Here is a 23,183-nt window from a genome sequence, read left to right on the forward strand (position 1 = left end):
TGGGTGGGCAGGGGTCGTCCCACCGCCGTCGTCGCGCTACGATCTACCTGATTTGTTGTGATATCCGCGAAATAGAGGGCTCTGCAGTGACGCTGACCGCCACGATCCCGGGGTTCGACCCCTCCATCTCCCGCCGTGCCGTGGTGGTGCGTGGCGGCTGGGACGGCCACCAGCCGGTCGAGGCCACCGACCGCTACATCCCGCACCTGCAAGCCGCCGGGTTCGAGGTCGAGGTCTTCGACAGCCCGGCCCCGTACGCCGACGCCGAGCGGATGGCCGCGACGGACCTGATCGTGCAGTGCAACACCATGAGCACCATCGAGCCCGACCAGCTCAAGGGCCTCATCGCCGCCGTCGAGGCAGGCACCGGCTTCGCCGGGTGGCACGGCGGCATCGCCGACTCCTACCGGAACAGCAGCGACTACCTGCACCTCGTGGGCGGCCAGTTCGCGACGCACCCGGGCAAGGCGCCCGAGGATCGCGTGGGCGGCATGGAGGACAACTACGTGCCCTACACCGTCGAGATCAGCGATCTCGGCCGGGAGCACCCGATCATGGCCGGCATCGAGCAGTTCTCGCTGGTCACCGAGCAGTACTGGGTGCTCGCCGACTCCTACATCGATGTGCTCGCCACCACCACCCAGAAGGTGCGGCCGTGGGACCCGTGGCACCGCGAGGTGACCTCGCCCGCCGTCTGGACCCGGCTGTGGGGCAAGGGCAAGATCTTCGTGAGCACGCCGGGCCACCGCGTCGACGTGCTCGAGGACGAAACCGTCGACACGATCATCAAGCGCGGGCTGCTGTGGGCCAGCCGATGAGGGTCGGTCTGCTCGGGGCCGGCAACATCTCGCGGCAGTACCTGGAGGCGCTGCCCCGGTTGTCCAACCTGAGCCTGGTGGCGGTCGCGGACGCGCTGGAGGCGAACGCCGCCGCCGTCGGCGAGTCTCACGGTGTGCCGGTGCGCAGTGTCGAGGACCTGCTGACCAGCGACGACGTCGACGTGATCCTCAACCTCACCACGCCGCAGGCGCACGCGCCGCTGACCATCGCGGCGCTGCAGGCGGGCAAGCACGTCTACCTCGAGAAGCCCTTCGCGACCTCGCTCGCCGAGGCGGACGCGATGGTGGCGGCAGCGAAGGCAGCCGACCGCCGTGTCGGGTCCGCCCCGGACACGGTCCTCGGGACCGGCACCCAGACCGCGCGGGCGCTGATCGAGCGTGGCGACATCGGGCAGCCGGTGGCGGCCACGGCGTTCATGCTGAGCGCAGGTCACGAGTCGTGGCACCCGAACCCGGCGTTCTACTACGCCGTCGGTGGCGGGCCGCTGCTGGACATGGGGCCCTACTACGTCACCTCGCTCGTCACGATGCTCGGCGCGGTCGAGTCTGTGGCCGCGATGTCGGTGAGCCCGCACGAGAGCCGGGTCGCGCCCGTAGGCGCGCCGCGTGCGGGTGAGGTGTTCCCCGTCGAGGTCCAGACGACCGTCTCGACGCTGCTGCGCCACACCAACGGTGCGGTCAGCACGCTCGTGGTGAGCTTCGACGTCGTCGCGAGCACGCTGCCCCGCATCGAGGTCTACGGGACCGAGGGCAGCATCAGTGTGCCCGACCCGAACACGTTCGACGGCGAGGTCAGCCTGGGCAGGAAGCGTACGTTCGAGCCCGTCGAGAACATCGCGGGCTATCGCGGGGCCGGGCGCGGGTACGGCTTGGCCGATCTGGCGCGCGCGCACGAGGCCGGTGAGCCGCACCGGGCGTCGCTCGAGCTGGGCTACCACGTGTACGAGGTGCTGGAGCGGATCCTGGAGTCGGCGGCGACCGGTGCGGTGGTCCCGGTCCGCAGCCGCTGCGAGCGGCCGCAGCCGGTGCCGCTGGGCGACGACCCCGCGACGGCGTGAGCGCGGGGCGGGACGAGGAGGTCACGGACATGACGGATGGCGAGAAGCGCACGGTGCGGATCGCGATGATCGGCTACGCCTTCATGGGGGCTGCTCACTCGCAGGCTTGGCGCAACGTGCACAGGTTCTTCGACCTGGGCGTGCACCCGGAGATGGCGGTCGTCGTCGGGCGCGACGGCGGCAAGGCCGCCGAGGCGGCCCAGCGGCTGGGATGGCAGTCCTTCGCCACGGACTGGCGCGAGGTGATCGCGCGGGACGACATCGACGTCGTCGACATCTGCACGCCCGGCGACACGCATGCGGAGATCGCGATCGCGGCGCTGCAGGCGGGCAAGCACGTCCTGTGCGAGAAGCCGCTCGCGAACACGGTCGCCGAAGCCGAGGAGATGGCTGCGGTGGCTGCGACCGCCCGCGCGGACGGCGCGCTCTCGATGGTGGGCTTCAGCTACCGGCGCGTGCCGGCAGTGGCGCTGATGCGCAGGATGGTCGCCGATGGCGCGGTCGGCGAGATCCGGCACGTGCGCGGCCAGTACATGCAGGACTGGATCACCGATCCGGACTTCCCGTTGGTGTGGCGGCTCCGCAAGGAGGTCGCCGGTTCCGGTGCCCTCGGCGACATCGGCGCGCACGTGCTCGACATGGCGCAGTTCGTGACCGGGCAGCGCATCAACGGCGTCGCCGCGCAGACCGAGACGTTCGTGCGGGAGCGGCCACTGCCCGAGGGAGACGGCGCGCTGGGTGCTGCCACCTCCGGTGGTGGCGGCGAGACCGGCGAGGTCACGGTCGACGACGCCGCGGTGCTGATCGCCCGGACCGACGGCGGTGCGCTCGCCACGTTCGAGGCCACCCGGTTCGCGACCGGCCGCAAGAACCACATCGTGCTCGAGGTCAACGGCTCGGCCGGCTCGCTCGTGTTCGAGTTCGAGGACATGAACGGACTGCGCTACTACGACGCCGCAGCCGGTGATCGCGCCGGGTTCACGCGTATCGACGTCACCGAGCCCACCCACCCCTACATCGACGGCTGGTGGCCCGCCGGGCACGGGCTCGGGTACGAGCACACGTTCGTCAACCAGGCACGCGACTTCCTGGAGGCGATCGCCACAGGCGAGGACCCCAGCCCGTCCTTCGAGGAGGGGCTAGCGATCCAGCGGCTGCTGACCGCCGTCGAGCAGAGCGCGGAGCAGAACGCCGCCTGGACGCATATCTGAGGGATCAGGGGTAGCTGCCGCCCTCGGTGGTTGCCGGCTCCTGACCGGGTGTCGCGCTCGACGCGGCGCGCGCTGAGCGCGGCGCGGCGTCTCTCGAGGTGAACCCACTCTCCGTTGTGGCGCCCGAGTGTCTCGAGACAGGGCACAATCGAGTCAAGAGATACCCACACGATGGGGGTGAAACGGTCATGACCCACGACCAGGTGGTGATGGCAGGCGTCGACGGATCGGCACCGAGCCTGTACGCGCTCGACTGGGCCGCGGCGCACGCTGCCAAGATCGGCTGGCGCCTGCATATCGTGTGTGCTTACGCGCTGCCGACGTTCGCCGCGGCGTCCCTCGATGGTGGATACGCCACCCTCGACGACGCCGCGATCCGGGACGGGGCCCAGGCCGCGCTCGACGAGGCCGTCGCGCGCGTCGCGGGCACCGGCGTCGAGGTGACGACGGCGCTCGAGACCGGTGACCCGGCCGGCGTGCTCGTGGAGGCGTCCAAGGAGGTGTGTCTCGCCGTCGTCGGCACCCGTGGCAAGGGTGGCTTCGCCGAGCGGATCCTGGGGACGGTGTCCTCGGCGCTCCCCGCCCACGCGCACTGCCCGACCGTGGTGGTGCCGTACCGGGAGAACGCCGAGCTGCCGCTGCCGATCCGGCGCATCGTCGTGGGCGTCGACGGCTCGCCGTCCGCCAAGGGCGCGCTGTCCCGAGCGATCGAGGAGGCGACGGTGTGGGAGGCCGAGCTCACCGCCGTCTCCGGCATCCCCATCGGCACCGGGACCGGCCTGCTCGGCTGGTTGCCCACGAGCGTGGACAGCGAGACGCTGCTCGCCGACTGCAAGGCCGGGCTCGACGTGACGGTCGATCGGGCGCTGGCGGGTCGCGACCTGGAGGTACGCCGGCACGCCCTCGACGGCACCGGCGCCGCGCTGCTCGCGGAGTTCTCGACGGCGGTCGACCTGGTCGTGGTCGGCACCCGCGGCCGGGGCGGGTTCGCAGGGATGCTGCTGGGGTCGACGTCGCAGGCGCTGCTGCATCACAGCGCGTGCCCGGTGATGGTGGTCCCGGCCCGCACCCAGGACGAGGGACTGCCGCCCATCGCGCCCTGGGCGCGGTGAGGTTGCGCTAGCGGCGCAGCTCCAGCGTGCAGCACTTGGCACCGCCGCCGCCCTTGAGCAGCTCGCTGGTGTCCACCGGGATCGGGTGGTAGCCGCGGGCGGTGAGCGCCTCCGCGAGGTCGTGGGCGGCTGGCGCGACGATCACGTTGCTGCCGTCCGAGACCGCGTTGAGCCCGAGGACCTTCGCGTCGGCGTCGGTGGCGATGATGGCGTTCGGGAACAGGTGCTCCAGCGCCGACCGGCTGCCGGCGGAGAAGGCCGGCGGGTAGTAGGCGATCAGGTCGTCGTCGATCACGGCGAGCGCGGTGTCGAGGTGGTAGTAGCTCGGGTCGACGAGCGTGAGCGAGACCACCGCCCGCCCCACCGCTTCCTGGAGCTCCTGGTGCGCGGCCACGGTGCTGCGGAACCCGGTGCCGGCGAGGATCGCCTTGGAGGTGACGAGCATGTCGCCCTCACCCTCGTTGACCGACGTCGCCGCGACCGGTTCGAACCCCAGCTCCGCGAGGCGCGCGAGGTACGCCGGTCCCTCCGCCTGACGCTGCGGGTAGGTGAAGCTCGCGCTGTACGCCACGCCGTCGACGACGGTCGCGCCGTTCGCCGCGTAGACCATGTCCGGGTAGTCGGGTAGCGGCTCGATGAGGTCCACCTGGTGACCGAGGTCGAGATAGGTGTCCCGCAGCGTCTCCCACTGCCGCATCGCGAGAGCGGCGTCGGTGGGCTCGTCGGGGTGCATCCAGGGGTTGATCTGGTAACGGACCGTGTAGTGCGTGGGTGGGCACATCAGGTAGTGGCGCACGGGCAGGTTCTCCTCGGTACGGGTGGCCGGAGCGCCGCCATTCTCACATCACGAGACGTCGGCGATGACCAAAGCCGCCGCGGCGCGCCGAGGCGTGACCGGCGCGAGGGTTCCGTCACGCGGCGCGGCGGAGCAGCCTCTCGAACCGTGCCAGGGCGAGGCGGGTCATGACGCCGAGGGAAGCGGTCAGCGGAACGGTGGTCAGGGGGAGCCCTGGCAGGCGGATGTCCCGCTCGAGCCAGTCGACGCGGCACGAGTCCTCGCGCAGGCGGGAGACGACGATCTCGGCCTCGCCGTGGAGCGCCGGGCCGAGCTTGATCCAGGCTGCCCGCCCGACGCCGTCGCTGCCGGGGCGCTCGTACCGCACCAGCTCCATGGTGTCCTTGATGAGTGCCGCGGTGGTGGCGACGACGACGTCACCCACCTCCGGTCGCCGGTCCGGCGCATCGATCCTGGTCAGCGGGATCAGTCGTTCGTGGTTGCGCAGCGCGGTGAGCCTGTCGAAGCAGACCTCGGCAGGCAGGGCGATCGTGCGACTCGCGACGGAGGTCACCATGTCGTCAGCGTGCCAGAGACCTGAGAGGATGGTCCCCGCTGTCCCCGCCCCCGTAGCTCAGGGGATAGAGCAACCGCCTCCTAAGCGGTAGGTCGCGCGTTCGAATCGCGCCGGGGGCACAAGGCGCTTGCGCCGCTGGCCCCCGCGCGATTCGGGAGGAGCTGGCGACGGAGTGCGCCGGGGGCACCAAGGCGCTTGCGCCGCTGGCCCCCGCGCGATTCGGGAGGAGCTGGCGACGGAGTGCGCCGGGGGCACAAGGCGCTTGCGCAGCCGTGACCCGGCGTGATTCGGGAGGAGCTGGCGACGGAGTGCGCCGGCTGTCGTGACCCAAAGTCGTGTCCAGATCGCCAGGATTGGCCGAAACGGCGCGAAACGTGAATCTAGCCACGACTTTGGTGCATGTGCGCGTCGTGACCCAAAGTCGTGTCCAGATCGCCAGGATTGGCCGAAAACGGCGCGAAACGTGAATCTGGCCACGAGTTCGGTGCAGATTCGCGACGTGTCAACACATGCCCGCCTCCGCAGCGCGGCGAGCCTGGGTGCACGCGCGAGCAGATCACTCGGTCCGCGGGAGCTGAGACGTACGGAATCGGGCTTGGCGGGACCGGCCGACGGTGGCAGGGTCATCCGGTGACCACGGACGTGCTGGCGAACCTCGGCCCGCGAGAGCAGCTGCGCGCCGGCCGGTTGCCGCGTCGGCTCGTGCAGCTCCTCGTGGGGCTGTGGCTGTACGGCACCTCGATGGCGATGATGATCCGGTCCTCGCTCGGCCTCGACCCGTGGGACGTGTTCCACAGCGGGCTCACGGAGAAGACCGGGCTGAGCTTCGGTGCGATCGTGACGATCGTCGGTGCGCTCGTGCTGCTCGCCTGGATCCCGCTGCGGCAGATGCCGGGCCTGGGAACGGTGGCCAACGTCCTCGTCATCGGCATCGCGACCGACGTCAGCCTGTGGCTGATGCCGGTGCCCGAGTCGATGCTGGTCCGGGTACTGCTGATACTCGGCGGCATCGTGCTCAACGGGCTGGCCGGCGCGCTGTACATCGGCGCCCAGCTGGGAACCGGTCCGCGCGATGGTCTGATGACCGGGATCGCCCGGCGCACCAGGTTCTCGTTGCGCCTGGTCCGGACCGCTATCGAGGTGACGGTGCTGGCGATCGGGTTCGCGCTCGGCGGCCTGGTCGGTGTCGGCACCGTGCTCTACGCCCTCGCGATCGGCCCGCTCGTGCAGAAGATGCTGCCGTGGGTGGTGGTCCGGCTGACGCCGCCGACCGTCACGGTTCCGGTCGTCACGGAGCCGGACATCGCGCCACCGAACGCGACCTGAGAGGCAACAGCACTCGTGGATCCGGCGGCACGCTCATCGGTGAAACCGCAACGTGTTGCACGAACCCTCCGCACGGCGCACACTGTGCAAGCCGGTGCGTGCCGCTCGCCCCCTGCGCGGCGCGCACCGTGCTCAGGCGCCGCAGCCCGCGCTGGATCGCTGCGGTTCCGCGCGTCAGGGCGCGCATTCATGCGCAGCGCGGTTAGCGTGGGTGGGTGAGCCCGCCCCGCAAGTCGCCTCGGCACCTCCATGCCGGGGCCGAAACCACCTCCGAGGACGCCGCGGCGGCTGCGGAGGAGCATGGGGGCGACGGGGGCGAGCAGGAGCCCACACCGCAGGACCCGGTGGCCGAGGCGACGACCACCTGGCGCAACCGGCTGGGTGACCTCGCCGGGGGCAGCGCCCTCTGGGACGTCGAGAGCCTCGGGGATGCGCTCGTGGACCTCACCGCCGCTCACCCGAACGGCATCGCGCAGCTCTTCGCCGGGCGCACCACGCGGCTCAGCAACCTCGCGCGCGAGGGCTCGGCGCTGACCCATGCCCGCCGTCGGGCGCGGATCGTGCGGGCTCGCACCGACGAGCTCGCGCAACGCTACGGCTTCGCCCCCACCTATGTCGCGATCGGCGTGGCCTCCTGGACCGTTCCCCCGCCCGACGCCGGAGAGGGGTCCGCCGCACACGGGCCCGAGGGTGCGGTCAACATCCCGGTGCTGCTGCGGCCGGTCACGATCACCGCGCACCCGGCCGACGCCGAGGTGGACCTCGAGCTGGATCCGGCCGTGGAGATCAACCCGGTCCTGATCCGTGCGCTGCGGGCACGGGGTGTCGACCTCGACCCCGCCGATCTCATCGCTGCGACCCAGGCCGCTCACGGCTTCACGCCCGCCCCCGCCCTCGCAGCGCTCGACGACGCCGCCGAGGGCGTGGTGCAGGGCTTCAAGCTCGAGCCGAGGGTCGTCCTCGGCGCTTTCGTGCACCCGGGCCAGGCGCTGGCGGAGGACCTCGACGCCGACAGGTTGCGCCGGCACGAGGTGGTCGCCGCGCTCGCGGGCAGCGAGCCCGACATCCGCAGCCTGCGTCGCCCGCTCCCGGTGCGACGCCTGGCCGACCCCGACCCCGAGAGCGAGCTCGGGGTCGGTGATCTCGACGCCGGTCAGCACCGCGTGCTCGACGCGGTGGCGGGTGGTGGGCACCTGCTCGTCGACGCGCCTCCCGGCGTCGACGTGCCCGCCACGGTGGCAGCGCTGGCCGCCCAGGCCGCCGCGGAGGGCAAGCGGGTGCTCTACGTGCCCGGCACCAAGAGGGCCGGCGAGTCCCTGCACGCCAGCCTGCGGTCGCTCGGCCTCGCCGACCTCGTGCTCGACCTCGGCGCTGACACCCACTGGCGCGAGACCGCAGCGGATCGTCTGGTGGACGGGCTGGACGCCCGCGCTCCCGAGTTCGACCCGCACGTCGCCGAGATGCGGTACGAGCTCGGCCAGGCCCGCGCCGCGCTCTCCGACTACATCCACGCCCTGCATACCGCTCGCCGCCCGTGGGATGCCTCGGCATACCTCGCCATGCAGGAGCTCGCGGAGCTGACCTCGCAACGACCGGGGCCCCGCACGCAGGTGCGGCTCGACCCGAAGGCCGTCGAGATGACGCTCGCCGAGCGTCAGCACGCACGCGAGGAGCTGGCCCACGCCGCCGCGCTGGGAGCGTTCCGGCTCCGCGCCTCCGACACCCCCTGGTACGGGGCGGTGCTCACCGGTTCCGAGCACGCCACCGAGACGCTGAAGCGGGTCCGGGAGCTCGCGGCGCTGCTGCCGACCCTGCGGGAGCAGGTCGAGGCCACGGCCGCCCAGACGGGGCTCGACGTCGCGCACACGCTCGGCCAGTGGTCCGAGCAGCTCGAGCTTCTCGAGGGGATCCGCGCCAGTCTCGACGTGTTCGTACCGCAGGTCTTCGAGCGCAGCGCCAACGACATGGCGGCCGCGGCTGCAAGCCGAGCCTGGCGCGAACGGCACGGGATCACACTCTCGTGGGGCGAGCGCCGCCGCCTCAAGAAGCAGGCGAAGGATCTGCTGCGCCCCGGTGTCGCTGTCGCCGACGTGCATGCCGAGCTGCTCGCGGTGCAGGCCCGTCGTGAGCTCTGGCGCCGGCACTGCGCCGGTGGTGGCTGGCCGCGGCTGCCCGAAGGCATGACCAACATCCTGAGCACCGAGCACGATGTCAGGCGGCTCGTGGAGCCCCTGCAGGACGTGCTCTCGCCCGCCATGGGTGACGTCGATCTGCTGGACGTGCCGCTCGCCGATCTGCACAGCAAGCTCGACCGACTCGGCGACGACGACGCGACGCTCCGGCAGATGCCCGAGCGGGCGGGAGTGCTGGGTGTGCTGAAGCGGCTCGGGCTGGGGCCGCTGGTCGAGGACCTCACCGCACGCAGGGTGCCCACCGAGCTGGTGGGCCCCGAGTTCGACCTCGCCTGGTGGTCCAGCCTGCTCGAGCAGCTGCTGCGGGGCGACCCGGCGCTGGCCGAGCTCGATGCCTCCTCCCTCGACGTCGCCTCGGCGAGGCTGCGAGAGCTCGACACCGCCCAGACCGCCTCGCTGCGCGACCCGGTGCTGACCAGGGTCGCCGAGCACGTGCGCACCACGATCGGCTCGGACAAGCCTGCGGCGCAGGACTTCTACCGTGCGGTGCGCGGCAACCGCGTCACCGATCTCAAGGAGCTGCAGCGGCGCTTCGGCCCCGTGGTCTGGGCGCCCCGACCGATCTGGATCGTGCCGCCGATGCTGGTGCCGCAGGTGCTGGGAAGCGAGCGCAGCGTCGACCTCGTGGTCCTCGACGCCGTGCAGCACCTGCCCACAGAGCAGGCGATCGCCGCGATCTCGCGAGGTCGCCAGGTCGTCGTGGTCGGTGACACGCGCCGCGGTGGCGCCGGGCTCGTGGCGGCAGCGCACGTGCTGCCCAGCGTCGAGCTGCCCGGCGACAGGCTGGACCTGGACGCCGAGATCGCCGGGTTCCTCGCCGAGCACGGCTACGGCGACGTCATCCGCCCGGTACCCGGCCCGCCGCGCCCCCCGGGGATCAGCCTGCAGCTCGTGGCCGGCACCGGTATGCCCGGGCCGGGAGCCGAGTCGATCGAGAGCGTGCAGGCCGAGGTGGACCGCGTCGTCGACCTCGTGATCGAGCACGCGCTCACACGCCCGGACTCCTCGCTCGCGGTGATCGCTCTCAACGCCCGCCACGCCGACCGGGTGCGTGAGGCCGTGATGTCGACCGCAGCCGGCGCGAGCATGGCGCGGTTCTTCGACCCATCCGCACCCGAGCCGTTCACGGTGGTGGACATCGAGTCGGTCGCCGGGCTGCGTCGCGATGCCGTCATCCTCACCGTCGGGTACGGCAAGACGCCGCACGGCCGCGTGCTGTACCGCTTCGGCGCGATCAGCTCCTCGCACGGCGCGGAGCTGCTGGTCGACGCGTTGGACGCATGCCGCCACACCCTCACCGTGGTCTCCTGCCTCGATGCCGACGAGCTGGACCCGGACCGGTTGCGCGCGGCCGGCGCCGTGGTGCTCCGCGACCTGCTGGCCTTCGCGCGTGAGGGCGTCGCCGCCCGGAGTGTCTTCGACGAGAACGAGGACGTGCCGGACCGGTTGCTCCGTGATCTCTCCGACCGCCTGGAACGGCTCGGCCTGACGGTGGTGCCACGCTACGGCCCCGTGGGCGGGGTGCGGATCCCGCTCGCGATCGGCCATCCGGCGCTGCCGGACGAGCTGCTGCTCGCCGTGCTCACCGACGACGCCGATTACGTCACCGAACCCAGCCTGCGTCGTCGGGACCGCCACTGGGTGCAACGGCTGGAGAACCGGGGCTGGCACGTGCGGATGGTGTTCTCCACGGCGGTGTTCATGGATCCCCAGGGTGAGGCCCTCACGATCCGCGAGCTGGTGGAGCAGATCGTCGCCGAGCGCACCGGGGCTGCCGACCCGACGCTCACCCGCCCGGCCCTGCCGGCCGTCATCGACGACGACGCCGACGAGTCCGACGAGGCCCCCCAGGCCTTCGCCGAGGCCGCTGAGGATGACCCGAAGACCGGGAACGGATCAACGAGCGGGTGAACGAGCCCGACAGCCCGGCTGCACCTGCGCCAGACGGCCGCCGACGCCGACGTCGCCGCGTCGTCAGACCCGGGGTCGAGCAGCCCGCGACGGACGAGCGCGCCTGGGAGGACGACGACCGCGCCTGGGGCGACAGCGCAGAGAACCGCGAGGACGCCCTGCGGCGCGACGTACCGCCTCACTGGAGTTGATCCCACGGTGCCGGTGCCGGCCCGCTACCCTCGTGGACGCCACGGGCGCCGGCCGGCGCCCGTCACACCAGGAGGAGGCGCCCCGATGATCCAGGGGTTCAAGGACTTCATCATGCGCGGCAACGTGGTCGAGCTGGCGATCGCTGTCGTCATCGGTTCCGCGTTCGCCGCGGTGGTCAACGCGTTCGTGTCGTCGATCGTGACGCCCATCTTGAACGCGTTCGGACCCCCGGACGCCGGTGGCTGGGGTATCGACCTGCGCGCCGGCGACACCGTCGACGGCGTCGACCCGACCCTGATCAACATCGGGGCGATCCTCAACGCGCTGATCGTGTTCCTGGTCACCGCACTCGTCGTGTACTTCGTGTTCGTCGTGCCGATGAACAAGTTCACCGAGCTGCAGAAGAAGCGCAGGGGCATCGTCGAGGACGAGCCGGCGCCGACAGACATCGACCTGCTCACCGAGATCCGCGACCTGCTCAAGGCGCAGAAGCAGGGCTGAGCCGACGCACACGGCCGGAACCCGGCGGAGCGCGGGTCCCGGCCGTCGTCGTGCTCAGGCGGCGGCCAGAACCGCCCGGAACGGTCCGAAGCCGCTCGCGCCCGCGAGTGCCGAGGCATCGTCGGGGCGGATCGCCACCACGACCACGCCGTCGTCGCTCGAACCGGATCCAGCGAGCCACGAGGCTCCCGGGTCGTCGGGGCTCGCGCGTGCCAGCACCAGCGCACCGGTGGTGACCAGCTCCGCCTCGGTCAGCCGTCCACCGGTGTCGGCGGCCGCCAGATAGAGGTCGATGCGATCGCCCACGCGCACGAGGTCCGCCAGCACCGGGTCCGCGAGCGGTACCGGCACCACGACCCACCCGGGCGGCGCCGCGTCGGCCAGCCCGGGGCCCAGCAGCATGGTGTCGACGACCGGCACGCCCGCCGGCAGTCCCACGGTCAGGCGGGAGCCGACGGCGATCTCCGACCCGACGGTTCCGTCAGGTGCGTGCGTGGCTGGTTGCATCCGGAGGTCCGCCGCTGTGAGCACGGTGCCTGCCGGAACGTCGCGTGCGGTCACCAGCACCGGCACGGTCGGTGCTGGTGGCGGCCGCAGCTCGCCGACGACGACCCATGCGGCGAGAGCGAGGCAGAGCGCCACCACGAACCATCGGTAGCGCCGCAGGAGCGGCCGGAAGGACCGCGCGAGGTGAGCCATGAGGGCGACGCTAGGGCCGCCGTCGAGCCCTCACCGGAAGCACCTGGGGGTGCTGTGGACAGGCGCGCATCGGCGCGCACCTGTGGACAGCCGGGTCAGGAGGCCTTGCTCGCGGAGGTGCTGCTCGAGCTGGCGCTGGCCGTCGATGCGCTGCTCGACTCCTTCGCGGGCTTCGACTCCTTCGCGGGGGCGGTGCTGCCGGACTCCTTGCTGCCGGACTCCTTGCTGCTCGGCTCGGCGGGGGAGGAGCTGCTGCTCGTGCCACGAGCATCGTTGCGGTAGAAGCCGGAACCCTTGAAGACCACGCCGACGTTGCCGAACTGCTTGCGCAGCGCGCCGCCGCACTCGGGGCACTCCGTCAGGGCGTCGTCGGAGAAGGCCTGGTAGATGTCGAAACGGTGGCCGCACGACGTGCAGGCATAGGCATAGGTGGGCACGAAGCGCGATTCTACGTCCGGTGCGGCAGTCCGACGACCCACCCAGGTCCGGTTACCCTCGCTGTCGTGTCGAAGATGTCGGTGTGGCCACGCGTCGGGATCGGTGTCGCCGCGGTTCTCGCGGTGGTGCTGGTCGTCGGTGCGGTGACCCTGTTCACGGTCTCGCGGCGGGCGTTGCCCGATCACGCGGGTGAGTTCCGCATCGACGGGCTGAATGCCGAGGTGCAGGTGGTCCGGGACGATCTGGGCGTCCCGCAGATCTACGCGTCCACGTCGCACGACCTCTTCATGACGCAGGGCTACGTGCACGCGCAGGATCGCTTCTTCGAGATGGACTTCCGGCGCCACCTGACCGCGGGGCGGCTCTCGGAGCTCGTGGGCGCAGCCGGGCTGGGCGCCGACCGCACCATCCGCACGCTCGGGTGGCGGCACGTCGCCGAGCAGGAGTGGCCGCTGCTGTCGCAGGAGACCCGCACATACCTGCAGGCGTACGCCGAGGGTGTCAACGCCTACATCGAGGCGCGCGAGCCAGGCCAGCTCGCGCTGGAGTACACGGTGCTCGACATGCAGGTCGAGGTCGGCGAGATCGAGCCGTGGACGCCGATCGACTCGCTCGCGTGGCTCAAGGCGATGGCGTGGGACCTGCTCGGCAACTACGGCGACGAGCTCGGTCGGGCTGCCATCTACGGGCAGGCGGCAGGCTACGGTGCCGACGTCGCGCTCGAGATGGTGAGCACGGTCTTCCCGCCGTACCCGACCGAGCGCAACCTCCCGATCCTCACGACGCCCGCGCTGCTGGAGGCGAACACCGCCCTCGAGGCTGCGGAGAGCGCCCAGGTCGACGAGACCCCGACCACGGAGACAGCGACCGGCGATCCGCTGCCGGACGCCGGCATGCACAGCGCGCTCGCCGATGTGCAGGCTGCCCTCGACGCCGTTCCGAGCCTTCTCGGGAACGGTGACGGGATCGGGTCCAACAGCTGGGTGGTCTCGGGCGAGCACACCGAGTCCGGGTTGCCGCTGCTCGCCAACGACCCGCACCTCGGGATCTCGCAGCCGGGCATCTGGTACCAGAACGGGCTGCACTGCACCACGGTGGGACCCGACTGCGAGTTCGACGTCGCGGGGTTCAGCTTCGCCGGGCTGCCCGGCGTCGTGATCGGGCACAACGCCGATCTCGGCTGGGGCTTCACCAACATGGGGAGCGACGCGGCCGACCTGTTCCTGGAGCGGGTCTACCCGGACGGCACCTACCTGTACGACGGCGAACGGGTGCCGCTGACCGAGCGGCAGGAGGTCATCGCCGTCAACGGTGGTGAGCCCGAGACGATCGTGGTCCGCACGACCGGGCACGGGCCGATCATCTCCGATGTCCTCACCGGTTCGCGTGACGCCTCGGACCGCCCCTCGATCGAGGGCCAGCCGCCCGCGGGCGTGAACGGCTTCTCCGTGGCGATGCAGTGGACCGCGCTGATCCCGGGCCGTACCGCCGACGCGATCTTCCTGCTCGATACCGCCACGAACGCCGAGGAGATCGCGGCTGCAGCCGCCGTGTTCGAGGTTCCCACGCAGAACATCGTGTTCGCGACGACCGATGGCACCATCGGCTACCAGGCACCCGGCAAGGTGCCTATCCGCACGAAGGTGAGCGACGGCGTCGTGCCCAGCGACGGCTCGTGGCCGCGGCCCGGATGGGACCCGCGCTACGACTGGCAGGGCTACGTGGAGGCCGCCGATATGCCGCACGCGATCAACCCGGACGAGGGTTTCATCGTGGCGGCCAACCAGGCGGTGCAGGAGCCGAGCGCCGCCCCCTTCCTCACCGCCGACTACGACTACGGCTACCGGTCGCAGGCGATTCGCGACGCGCTCGAGGCGAAGATCGCCGACGGCGGTGGCCTCACCGCGGCCGACATGACCGAGATCCAGCTGATCGATGCGAACCCGTTCGCGGAGATGCTCGTGCCGGCGCTCGACGCCGTCGACATCGACGCGCAGGCGGAGTCGCCCGAGATCGCGGATTTCACGGAGCGTGCCGTCGACCTGTTCGACGACTGGGACTACCGCAACGACACCGACTCGGCGGCGGCCGCCTACTTCGCCGCCGTCTGGCAGAACGTCCTGCGGCTCACGTTCTGGGACCAGGTGCCCGATGCGCAACGCCCCGACGGCGGCGCACAGTGGCTCGAGGCGGTGCGTGGGCTGCTGACCGACCCAGAGAGTGCGTGGTGGGACGATCGCGCGACCCTCACGGTCGTGGAGCAGCGCGACCAGATGCTCGCGCAAGCGCTCATCGACGCCCGCGCGCAGCTGACCGTCCTGCTGGGCAAGGACCCGCAGGAGTGGCGCTGGGGTGCGCTGCACCAGGCGGCGCCCGAGCACCAGAGCCTGGGCGGCGAGGCGATGCCCGGCATCATCCGCAACCTCGTCAACCCCGCCCCTGTCGGGGTGGCGGGCGGAAGCTCGATCGTCAACGCGAACGGCTGGAACGCCGCCACCTGGGAGGTCGCCGACGACGGCCAGCTGACCTACCCCGTGTTCGACGTCACCTGGGTGCCCGCGATGCGGATGGTCCTCGATCTGTCCGACTGGGACGCCTCCACCTGGGTGCAGCTGACCGGGAACTCGGGGCACCCGCTCTCGCAGAACTACTCCGACCAGTTCCACTCGTGGGCCGAGGGCGAGACGTACCCGTGGGCGTTCAGCTCCGACGCGGTCGAGGAAGCGGGCACCGACAGACTGACGCTGCGACCGCCGGGCTGAGACCAGCCGTCGGGGTCACTCCCCGACGAACCACCATCCCGCCGGGGTGAGCACGCCGTCCACCGTGCGGTCATGGGCGGCGCGGGGGAGCGGGGCGTCGCAGACCTCGTCCTCGAAGACGATCGCGACCACCGGGGCGTCCGGGCGCCGGTGCTCGAGCACGCGGTCGTACCAGCCGCCGCCCTGACCGAGCCGGACACCGGCGCGGTCGACAGCCAGCGCTGGTGCGAACACGACGTCGGCGCGCTGGAGCGCGGTGATGCCCAGCCCGGGGCCCTCCGGCTCGGGCGGGCGGCCCGGCGCGCGCATCTCCAGCGTGCCGCCGGGCTTGTGGAGGGCCCAATCGCGGCTCAGCCCGGCACCGAGGATGGGCAGCAGCACGTCGATGCCACGCGAGTGCAGGTGCTCGATCAACGGACCGGTGCCCGGTTCGTTGGGTCGGGCCGCGTAGACGGCGACGCAGCCGGCGTCCGCGACGATCTCGCTCGCGTGCGTGGCGATCGCCTCGCCGGCCTGGGTGCGCTCACGCGGGCTGCGGGCGTTGCGGTGGGTGCGCACCGCCTCGCGCAGCAGGTGTTTGGCGTCCTCGGTGTCAAGGGTCGCGTCTGACGTGACAAGGGACGACACCGACCACATGGGATCCACCTTCCCCTACCGAGGGGTCCGAACGCCACTCGGCACCCCGGGATCTCACGATCCTGACGCCATCGGGTGCTCGGATAGCCCTATGGTGCTCCGGTGGACCTCACTGACGGCGTCGTGCGTCTGCGGCCGCTGCGCCGCCGGGACGGTGCCGCCTGGGACCGGTTGCGTCGTGAGAACGAGCGGTGGCTGCGTCGGTGGGAGGCGACCTCGCCCGACCCGGGGTCGCGGCGCCCGACCTTCGGCCAGTACGTGCGCGACCAGGCGCGAGCGGCGCGCAGTGGCGCGGGCTTCAGCTTCGGCGTCGAGTTCGAGGGTGAGCTCGTCGGGCACCTGACGATCTCGGGGGTGACGATGGGCTCGCTGCGGGGTGCCGCGATCGGATACTGGATCGGGGAGCGCTGGGCCGGGCGGGGACTGATCCCGCGGGCGGTCGCGCTCGCCGCCGACTTCTGCTTCTTCTCGCTCGAGCTGCACCGGGTGGAGATCAACATCAGGCCGGAGAACTCCCCGAGCCTGCGTGTCGTCGAGAAGCTGGGCTTCCGTGACGAGGGGGTGCGGGAGCGCTACCTGCACATCGACGGCCAGTGGTGCGACCACCGCACGTTCGCCCTCACCGCCGAGGAGATCGGCACCGGTCTGACCAGCAGACTCGCCGCGAGACGCGGCTAGTGCTCGACACGCCGAGCCGGTAGCGGGGCGGCGGCCCTCGCCGGACCTACCGTCGTGACGTGGGCGATATCGCAGGCTGGGTTCTGCTCGGCATCGGGGTCATCGTCTTCGCGTACATCATCCCTACCGCGATCCGATCGCGGCAGGTGGTGGTCGACTCCCGGGTCGATGACCGCTACTCCGACGATCTCCGGATCGTCGCGACGGCGGGGCGTCGAGCGGGATCGTCACCGACAACAGGCAGAGTGTTCGTCCACCAGGTGCGGGCGAACGAGGAGGTTCCCATGAGTTCCCCGGCTGATCGCCAGCTCGCTGCTGCAGACGCGCGCCGCCTCGCGGCCGCCCGCGCTGCCCGCGCTGCTGCCTCGAGCCGTCGCGCTGCTGCTGCGCGCCGTCGGCTCGCGCTCACCGGGCTGCTGCTCCTGGGCGCCGCCGGCCTGTGGGCAGGCTTCGCGCTGCTGACGTGGCCGATCGTCGCTCCGATCCTCGCGACCGTCGCGCTGGCCGGTGTGGTGCTGCTCGGCCGCCGGGCCGCGACCGCCGGTAACGCCGCGGACGCGCGCTGGGAGCGCGAGCTCGAGGCGATCGCGGCGCACGCACGCGACCGCGCGTCGTCCAGCGTCCGCAGGTGCGGCAAGCCCCAGCTCCGCGTCGACGTCGATCCGACGACCCTGGTGGCCGAGGCCGCCCCGGCCATCGCGCCTGAGGCCGCCGCTCACGCACCGCGGGAGGGTGCCTGGACCCCGGTCCCGGTGCCTCCGCCCGCCTACACGCTCAAGCAGTCCGCCCCGCGCCGCGAGGTGTCGCCGCTGGCGATGGGCGCCCCCACCGAGGTCATCGAGCCCGTGGCGGCCGAGGGCGGCGAGGCAGCTCCCGCCGTCGAGCCCGCTCAGAAGCGCACCCCGGTGGAGCCGGCGATCGACGTCCAGGCCGTCCTCGCTCGCCGCCGCGCAGCAGGCTGAGCCGACGTCATCACGACGGCGGCAGGGTGTTATTCTTGTCGCCGACCTGGGGCTATGGCGCAGTTGGTAGCGCGTCTCGTTCGCAATGAGAAGGTCGGGGGTTCGAATCCCCCTAGCTCCACAACACAGAAGGACCAGGGCACGATTTTCGCCCTGGTCCTTCTGCGTTGAGAAGGCCAGTGATTCGAGGAGTCCGCCGCAGCGGAGCGAGGACGGCGGGGTCCCCCTAGCTCCACAACACAGAAGGACCAGGGCACGATTTTCGCCCTGGTCCTTCTGCGTTGAGAAGGCCAGTGATTCGAGGAGTCCGCCGCAGCGGAGCGAGGACGGCGGGGTCTCCCTAGCTCAACCGAGCGTGGGACTCGCGACGGAGGAACACTCGGTCGAGGTACGCGCGGACCGCACTGAGGTCGTTCCGAGGCGCCCGCGCTGCGACGTACCCGTCGGGCCGGACGACGACCACGGCGGGTCGCGGCAGTCCGTACGCACGCGCTGCCGGTGACCCGGCAGGGAGGGGCACGACATGGACGTGCCGGTCGTGGTCTCCGAGTGCGGAGCGGATCTCGTCGTCGGGCACCGCCACGCTGAACAGGGTGTGTGCGGTGGGATGGAGGAGCTCGTGCACTCGCGTGCCGGTGCTGGCCGGCGTGTCCGGCGCCCGGTCGCCTACAGCTGCCCGGCCTGCCGGCGCCGAGCCCCGGTGGTCGTGGTAGGAGACGTCGAGCTGGGAGATCGCGCGAGTGAGCTTGACCTGCACGGGGCGGCGGGCGAGCAGCAACGGTGCGACGTGACGGCGCGCCGCTGTGACGAGCGGGTGCTTCACCAGCGTCAAGCGGGTCACCCGACGTGTGGCCCTCACCAGTCGTTCGGCGACGGGGGCACGTTCGGAGGCATAGGTGTCCAGCAGCCCGGGATCGGCGGTCCCGGTGATGACCTCGGCCAGCTTCCAGCCCAGGTTGAACGCGTCCTGGATGCCGGTGTTCATGCCCTGGGCGCCGATGACTGAGTGGATGTGTGCGGCGTCCCCGGCGAGGAACACCCGGCCCAGGCGGTGCGAGGCGGCTCGCCGCTGATTGATCCGGAAGAGCCCGGCCTGTCGCACCTCCTCGATGACGGCGCTGCCCGGGACGGAGTCGCTGATCGACTGCTGCAGCTCTGCGTGCGTGATGCTCCGGTCCTGGCGCCCGGCGGCGTGCGGTTGGGCGATGGCGACCCGGTGCCAGCCGCCGAGCATCGGGAAGAAGGCGGCGAACCGGCCACGGTTGAGGAACGCGAAGAACTCCTCGGCAGGGCGGTCCCAGCCGATCCGCAGGTCCGCCACCGCGAAGTTCTCCTCGAAGGCAGAGCCCATGAACTCGACGTCGAGCGCGCGCCGGACCGTGCTGTGCGCGCCGTCGGCGCCGATGACCCAGTCGAGTATGGCCGTCTCGGCGCTTCCATCAGCACGGGTGAGGACGGCGGTGACGCCATCGGGGGACTGGGTGATGGAGTCGAGCGCAACGCGCCTCTCGATCCTCACACCCAGGTCGGCCAGCCTGGCCGCGAGGATGGCCTCGGTGTCGTTCTGCGGGATCATGAGCAGATAGGGGTAGCGCGTCTGAAGACTGTGGAAGTCGGCCCGCAGGATGCGTCGGCCCTCGCTGTAGACGTTGAAACGCTGCGCCCGCAGCCCGTTGTCGAGCAGGGCGGTGGTGATTCCGTGCCGCTCGTAGAGCTCGAGGGTCCGCGCCTGCATCCCCAGCGCGCGGGTATCGGTGCTGGCAGCCGCAGCCTTGTCGATCACCCTCACCGAGATGCCACGGCGAGCGAGCTCCACCGCCAGCGTCAGACCGGTCGGGCCGGCCCCGACGACGAGGACCGTCGCGGCGCTCATCGGTGCTCCCGGGAGAACATGGACGAGGCGGCACGGGCGAAGGCCAGCGCCTCCTGGTCGACGTAGCGCCTGGCCTTCTTGCCGATCAGTGCCCGGATCGCGACCGCGAGCGGGCCGTGCCAACCGATGCTGAGCCGGAGGAGCGTTCCCTCACCGTCGGGGAGGAGCTCGTGGGTGGCCACGGTGAGCAGGCCCGGCGTCGATGCCCGCCAGGCGAAGCTCTCGCCCGGCCGCCAGTCGGTCACCTCGTACGTCGCGGGGACGAGACCAGGTTGGCGCACCCGGAACCGCGATCCCTCCCTGGTGGGCCCCGTGCAGCCGACGTTCTCCACGTCGTCGACGGTCGGGACAAGCTCGGGCCAGCGTTCCACGTCGCTGACCAGCTGCCACAGCTGCGGCGGTGTCGCCTCGATGCGGCGGGTCACGGTGATCATCGTTCGACCTTTCCGGTGGGTGGAGTGGTGAGGGGTGCTGGCTCTCGGCGCTCCATCGGCTCAGTGCTGCTGGCTCAGCCAGTCCTCGAACGTGGTCGGCGCGATGCGCGCGCCGTCGCCTGGGAGCAGCACGTCGCCGGCCATCGCGGGGCCGAAGACCCCCGACCACGTGGGCACGAGCCGCACCGTGCGACCACGGGCCTGGTGCGTGCGCCGCGCCATGTCGACGAGGTCCTGCGTCTGCGGCCCGGCGAGATCGACGTGTCGACCCTGGGGAACGCCGACGGCGATCTCGGCAAGGATCTTCCCGACGTCGGCCGGTGCGATCGGCTGGACCAGCAATGGTGGGATCGTCGCGACACCGTCGTGCTCGGTCCACGACGCCACCATCTCGGCGAAGTCGTGGAACTGCGTAGCCGGGACGATCGTCCACGGCAGCGGACCGGACTCGACCAGTCGCTCCTGCTCGCGCTTGCCGGCGTAGTGCGCGTTGCCCTCGACCCGGTGGAGGCCAACGATGGTCAGGAGTACGTGGTGCCGGACGCCCGCGCGCTCGCCTGCAGCGAGGAGATTGCGCGTACTCGTGCCGAAGCGTCGCACCGCTTCCGCGGAGTCCGCGGCGGTCGCGTTGGTCACGTCGATGATCGCGTCGGCACCACGCAGGGCCTCCTCGAGCCCCGCTCCGGTGGTCAGATCGATGCCGAGCGAGCGGCTGATCCGCACCACGTCGTGCCCAGCACGTTCGAGTGCGTCGGAAGTTGGGCGGCCGATGTTGCCTGTCGCTCCCGCGATGGCTATCCGCATGGGGATCTCCTTGGTCGTCGGTCAGGACTGGGCGAGCAGCGTCGCCGAGCCCCGGGTGGGTCGATGGGAATCAGGGTGCGGGACGCACCGATCTCGATGAGTCCCCACGCGGATCGGGCGCCGCCGGCGCTGGTCCCGTGCTCGGCCGCTCGGTGCGGCGCCTGCTCGTCTCCAGCAGCGCAGATGCCCGTGGGGTCAGCCCGAGCCTGAGCAGGAGCCGCACAGCTCGCTTCACGACGCGGTCGTCGAGGAGTCGCACGATCGAGGCGGTCGTTCCCGGGCGGGAGCCAGTGCCCGTGAGCGGATCGCCCGCAGCCAGACCCGCCGGATCACTCCGCTGCCTGCGCGGATGAGGAACCAGTACACCGCGAAGCGTCGACGTGCACGCGGGTCGGTCGCGAGCACCCGGGTCTCGGTGGCCAGTACGCCCTCGGTCACCGTGAAGTTGAAGGCGATCTTGACGTAACCCGGCTCGTTGAACGCACAGAAGGCCTCGAGACTCCGTGGGGTCGTGGGAGAGGGCCCGCGGCGAACCGGCTGGGTGGCGACGACGAGGAGCTCCTCGCCGGTCCGCGCGACCTCCTTGAACCCCATGGAGGTGAACCAGCTGAGCACCGGGGCAGCGGACGTCGTGTTCGATCCGGCGATGCCCCGCAGCGTCAGGAGCAGCCGGAATGCCGGGACCTCGCGCCAGGTCAGGGCGTCGGCGGCGGCCAGCAGTGCGGCGGGTGTCGCGTCGACACGGATGCTGTGGCGAGACCGCGTGTCCCATGCCGGCACTGCCTCGGCGAGGAGCGTGCCGACGCCGACGCCCTGTCCCGCCGTCGTCACGGGTCCGGGCCGTCTCACCGGGCGGCCCGAGTGAGGCCGCGGGTGTCGGTGCTGTGCCCGGACCGCAGAACGAGGCCGTCCCTCGGCGCGACCGGCAGCCCGGTCGCGTTTCTGTCGCGGTGGGTATCTGGCATGTTCCAAATGGTACACAACCGCTGTACGGTAGGGAAGGCGTGGTCGTGATCGGACGATGACGACCTGCGCACGTGCCGTGGAGACGAGAGTGCTGTCGGGTGCCGAGCACGCGGCCCCCGGGCGAGAAGGAGAGACGTGGCTGACTACCTCTTCGCGACCTGGGACGGCGGCGGCAACCAGGCGCCGTCGATCGCCATCGCCCAGGAGCTGCAGGACCGGGGCCACCAGGTGCGCTTCCTCGGCCTCGCCAGCCAGGTCGGTACCTTTGCGGAAGCGGGCCTGACGCTCGCGCCGTACCCGACAGCCGGTGACTTTCGGGTCGGCGTCTCCCCAGCGGCCCTGCTGCGACTGATCAGCAACCGGGCGATGGGGCGCGACGTGGTCGCTGAGCTCGCGCAGCGGCCGGCGGACGTCGTCGTCGTGGACACTGTGCTCTTCGGTGTGATGGACGAGCTGCGCAGGGCGAGCCATGCGTACGTGGTGCTGGGGCACACGTTCGACGGCTTCCTGCGCACCTCCCTGCGCCCAGGCGGTCCGCTGCTGCGTCTGCTCGGGCTGCGCCCCTTCGACCTGCTCGACGCCGCCCGCGTCACCATGGTTGCCTCGGTCGCCGAGCTCGACGCCGGCCACGGGGACGTCGTGCACGTCGGCCCGGTCAGTCTCGGCGTGCCCGCGGAACCGACAGAACCGCTCGTGCTGGCCAGTCTCAGCACCTACGGCTTCCCGGCTCTGGCGCCGACGTGGCAGCGCGTGCTCGACGCTGTCGACGGCATGGCCGTCCGGGTGATAGCGACCACGGGTCCGACTCTCGACCCGTCCACTCTCCGGGTGCCTGGGAACGTCGAGGTGCACCGCTGGTTGCGCCACGTCGACGTCCTGCCGCGGGCGTCCGCCGTCGTCGGCCACGGTGGTCACGGGACCACCATGGTCACGCTCGCGCACGGGGTTCCCCTGCTGGTCCTGCCCCTCGACCCGATGTCCGACCAGCCCTTCGTCGGAGAGATGGTGACCCGCGCCGGCGTGGGCGCGTCACTGTCGCGGAGGTCGAGCGCGGTGCGGATACGAAGCGCTCTCGAGCAGCTGCTCGCCGACGGCCCGCACTCGCACGCAGCCGCCGAGCTGGGGGAGCGGGTGCGCCGACTGAACGGACGGCGCGGGGGCGCGGACCTGTTGGAGTCTCTCCTCGGCTGACCGGCAGGGAGCGGCTCGCCCCGCCCCCTGGCTCGTCACTGTCCCC

At 71.4% G+C, this 23,183-nt stretch carries 20 protein-coding genes and 2 tRNA genes; 13 read left to right on the top strand and 9 right to left on the bottom strand.

What is annotated here, in order from left to right:
- The first annotated feature begins 86 nt into the window (after positions 1-86).
- The 4 genes from GPA03_RS09140 to GPA03_RS09155 all read left to right on the top strand — a co-directional run bounded on the left by GPA03_RS09140 (position 87) and on the right by GPA03_RS09155 (position 4,220).
- Positions 87-818, top strand: coding sequence for a ThuA domain-containing protein (locus GPA03_RS09140; RefSeq protein ID WP_241681190.1), 732 nt, complete (start codon positions 87-89; stop codon positions 816-818).
- A complete protein-coding gene (locus GPA03_RS09145) occupies positions 815-1,897 on the top strand; it encodes a Gfo/Idh/MocA family protein (RefSeq protein WP_206673499.1) in 1,083 nt (360 codons plus the stop codon). The genes GPA03_RS09140 and GPA03_RS09145 overlap by 4 nt, the downstream gene beginning before the upstream one ends.
- Before the next feature lie 29 nt (positions 1,898-1,926).
- Positions 1,927-3,108 (top strand): Gfo/Idh/MocA family protein, encoded by a 1,182-nt coding sequence (locus GPA03_RS09150; RefSeq protein WP_156251681.1) that lies wholly within the window; start codon positions 1,927-1,929, stop codon positions 3,106-3,108.
- A 188-nt stretch (positions 3,109-3,296) separates the two neighbouring features.
- Positions 3,297-4,220: a universal stress protein gene (locus GPA03_RS09155; protein ID WP_156251682.1), complete on the top strand. Its 924-nt coding sequence runs from the start codon at positions 3,297-3,299 to the stop codon at positions 4,218-4,220.
- A gap of 7 nt (positions 4,221-4,227) precedes the next feature.
- Here the strand turns inward: GPA03_RS09155 and ddaH are convergent, their stop codons facing one another.
- Together ddaH and GPA03_RS09165 are read right to left on the bottom strand one after the other, a co-directional pair.
- Positions 4,228-5,022, bottom strand: a complete 795-nt coding sequence (ddaH, locus tag GPA03_RS09160; protein ID WP_338325730.1) for a dimethylargininase — start codon at positions 5,020-5,022, stop codon at positions 4,228-4,230.
- Positions 5,023-5,131: 109 nt separating this feature from the next.
- On the bottom strand, positions 5,132-5,572 hold the full coding sequence (locus tag GPA03_RS09165) for a hypothetical protein (RefSeq protein ID WP_156251683.1): 441 nt from the start codon (positions 5,570-5,572) through the stop codon (positions 5,132-5,134).
- A gap of 46 nt (positions 5,573-5,618) precedes the next feature.
- Between GPA03_RS09165 and GPA03_RS09170 the strand changes: the two genes are divergently transcribed.
- From GPA03_RS09170 to mscL, 4 genes are all read left to right on the top strand, one after another.
- Positions 5,619-5,691 (top strand) — tRNA-Arg (locus GPA03_RS09170).
- A gap of 511 nt (positions 5,692-6,202) precedes the next feature.
- Entirely contained in the window at positions 6,203-6,898 is a 696-nt protein-coding gene (gene yczE / locus GPA03_RS09175; protein WP_241681191.1) for a membrane protein YczE, read from the top strand.
- Positions 6,899-7,113: 215 nt separating this feature from the next.
- Positions 7,114-11,001 (top strand): hypothetical protein, encoded by a 3,888-nt coding sequence (locus GPA03_RS09180; RefSeq protein ID WP_156251684.1) that lies wholly within the window; start codon positions 7,114-7,116, stop codon positions 10,999-11,001.
- Positions 11,002-11,277: 276 nt separating this feature from the next.
- A complete protein-coding gene (mscL, locus tag GPA03_RS09185; protein WP_156251685.1) occupies positions 11,278-11,694 on the top strand; it encodes a large conductance mechanosensitive channel protein MscL in 417 nt (138 codons plus the stop codon).
- A gap of 54 nt (positions 11,695-11,748) precedes the next feature.
- On the opposite strand, the gene GPA03_RS09190 is transcribed toward mscL, so the two are convergent.
- A complete protein-coding gene (locus GPA03_RS09190) occupies positions 11,749-12,393 on the bottom strand; it encodes an RcpC/CpaB family pilus assembly protein (protein WP_156251686.1) in 645 nt (214 codons plus the stop codon).
- Between the two features lie 95 nt (positions 12,394-12,488).
- Positions 12,489-12,830 carry an FmdB family zinc ribbon protein gene (locus GPA03_RS09195; RefSeq protein WP_156251687.1) on the bottom strand — a complete coding sequence of 114 codons (342 nt, stop codon included), beginning with the start codon at positions 12,828-12,830 and terminating at the stop codon, positions 12,489-12,491.
- A gap of 75 nt (positions 12,831-12,905) precedes the next feature.
- Between GPA03_RS09195 and GPA03_RS09200 the strand changes: the two genes are divergently transcribed.
- The gene (locus GPA03_RS09200) at positions 12,906-15,593 is read left to right on the top strand and encodes a penicillin acylase family protein (protein ID WP_156252000.1); all 2,688 of its coding nucleotides are present in this window, start codon (positions 12,906-12,908) and stop codon (positions 15,591-15,593) included.
- Between the two features lie 15 nt (positions 15,594-15,608).
- Here GPA03_RS09200 and GPA03_RS09205 read toward each other — a convergent pair whose 3' ends face one another.
- Positions 15,609-16,229, bottom strand: a complete 621-nt coding sequence (locus GPA03_RS09205; RefSeq protein ID WP_156251688.1) for a 5-formyltetrahydrofolate cyclo-ligase — start codon at positions 16,227-16,229, stop codon at positions 15,609-15,611.
- Positions 16,230-16,331: 102 nt separating this feature from the next.
- On the opposite strand from GPA03_RS09205, the gene GPA03_RS09210 reads away from it, so the two are divergent.
- From GPA03_RS09210 to GPA03_RS09220, 3 genes are all read left to right on the top strand, one after another.
- Positions 16,332-16,907, top strand: coding sequence for a GNAT family N-acetyltransferase (locus GPA03_RS09210; RefSeq protein ID WP_156251689.1), 576 nt, complete (start codon positions 16,332-16,334; stop codon positions 16,905-16,907).
- Positions 16,908-16,966: 59 nt separating this feature from the next.
- Positions 16,967-17,869, top strand: coding sequence for a hypothetical protein (locus GPA03_RS09215; protein WP_156251690.1), 903 nt, complete (start codon positions 16,967-16,969; stop codon positions 17,867-17,869).
- Positions 17,870-17,917: 48 nt separating this feature from the next.
- Positions 17,918-17,990, top strand: a tRNA-Ala gene (locus tag GPA03_RS09220).
- A 219-nt stretch (positions 17,991-18,209) separates the two neighbouring features.
- Here the strand turns inward: GPA03_RS09220 and GPA03_RS09225 are convergent.
- The 4 genes from GPA03_RS09225 to GPA03_RS09240 form a co-directional block, all read right to left on the bottom strand.
- The gene (locus GPA03_RS09225; protein ID WP_156251691.1) at positions 18,210-19,742 is read right to left on the bottom strand and encodes an FAD-dependent oxidoreductase; all 1,533 of its coding nucleotides are present in this window, start codon (positions 19,740-19,742) and stop codon (positions 18,210-18,212) included.
- Positions 19,739-20,176: an SRPBCC family protein gene (locus GPA03_RS09230; RefSeq protein WP_156251692.1), complete on the bottom strand. Its 438-nt coding sequence runs from the start codon at positions 20,174-20,176 to the stop codon at positions 19,739-19,741. Before GPA03_RS09230 ends, GPA03_RS09225 begins: the two co-directional genes overlap by 4 nt.
- A 60-nt stretch (positions 20,177-20,236) precedes the next feature.
- Positions 20,237-20,980, bottom strand: a complete 744-nt coding sequence (locus GPA03_RS09235; RefSeq protein ID WP_156251693.1) for an SDR family oxidoreductase — start codon at positions 20,978-20,980, stop codon at positions 20,237-20,239.
- 231 nt (positions 20,981-21,211) lie between these two features.
- On the bottom strand, positions 21,212-21,811 hold the full coding sequence (locus GPA03_RS09240; protein ID WP_156251694.1) for a hypothetical protein: 600 nt from the start codon (positions 21,809-21,811) through the stop codon (positions 21,212-21,214).
- A gap of 270 nt (positions 21,812-22,081) precedes the next feature.
- Between GPA03_RS09240 and GPA03_RS09245 the strand changes: the two genes are divergently transcribed.
- Positions 22,082-23,137, top strand: a complete 1,056-nt coding sequence (locus GPA03_RS09245) for a glycosyltransferase (protein WP_156251695.1) — start codon at positions 22,082-22,084, stop codon at positions 23,135-23,137.
- Positions 23,138-23,183 lie beyond the last annotated feature (46 nt).

The organism is Pseudactinotalea terrae, assembly GCF_009733845.1.
In the GTDB taxonomy this organism is placed as follows: domain Bacteria; phylum Actinomycetota; class Actinomycetes; order Actinomycetales; family Beutenbergiaceae; genus Pseudactinotalea; species Pseudactinotalea terrae.

Excerpts from the sequence above, each read along its gene's own strand:
- GPA03_RS09145 (WP_206673499.1), top strand. The coding sequence starts at position 815 with ATGAGGGTCGGTCTGCTCGGGGCCGGCAACATCTCGCGGCAGTACCTG.
- GPA03_RS09150 (WP_156251681.1), top strand. The coding sequence starts at position 1,927 with ATGACGGATGGCGAGAAGCGCACGGTGCGGATCGCGATGATCGGCTAC.
- GPA03_RS09155 (WP_156251682.1), top strand. The coding sequence starts at position 3,297 with ATGACCCACGACCAGGTGGTGATGGCAGGCGTCGACGGATCGGCACCG.
- GPA03_RS09165 (WP_156251683.1), bottom strand. The coding sequence starts at position 5,572 with ATGGTGACCTCCGTCGCGAGTCGCACGATCGCCCTGCCTGCCGAGGTC.
- mscL (WP_156251685.1), top strand. The coding sequence starts at position 11,278 with ATGATCCAGGGGTTCAAGGACTTCATCATGCGCGGCAACGTGGTCGAG.
- GPA03_RS09190 (WP_156251686.1), bottom strand. The coding sequence starts at position 12,393 with ATGGCTCACCTCGCGCGGTCCTTCCGGCCGCTCCTGCGGCGCTACCGA.
- GPA03_RS09200 (WP_156252000.1), top strand. The coding sequence starts at position 12,906 with ATGTCGGTGTGGCCACGCGTCGGGATCGGTGTCGCCGCGGTTCTCGCG.
- GPA03_RS09205 (WP_156251688.1), bottom strand. The coding sequence starts at position 16,229 with ATGTGGTCGGTGTCGTCCCTTGTCACGTCAGACGCGACCCTTGACACC.
- GPA03_RS09225 (WP_156251691.1), bottom strand. The coding sequence starts at position 19,742 with ATGAGCGCCGCGACGGTCCTCGTCGTCGGGGCCGGCCCGACCGGTCTG.
- GPA03_RS09230 (WP_156251692.1), bottom strand. The coding sequence starts at position 20,176 with ATGATCACCGTGACCCGCCGCATCGAGGCGACACCGCCGCAGCTGTGG.
- GPA03_RS09235 (WP_156251693.1), bottom strand. The coding sequence starts at position 20,980 with ATGCGGATAGCCATCGCGGGAGCGACAGGCAACATCGGCCGCCCAACT.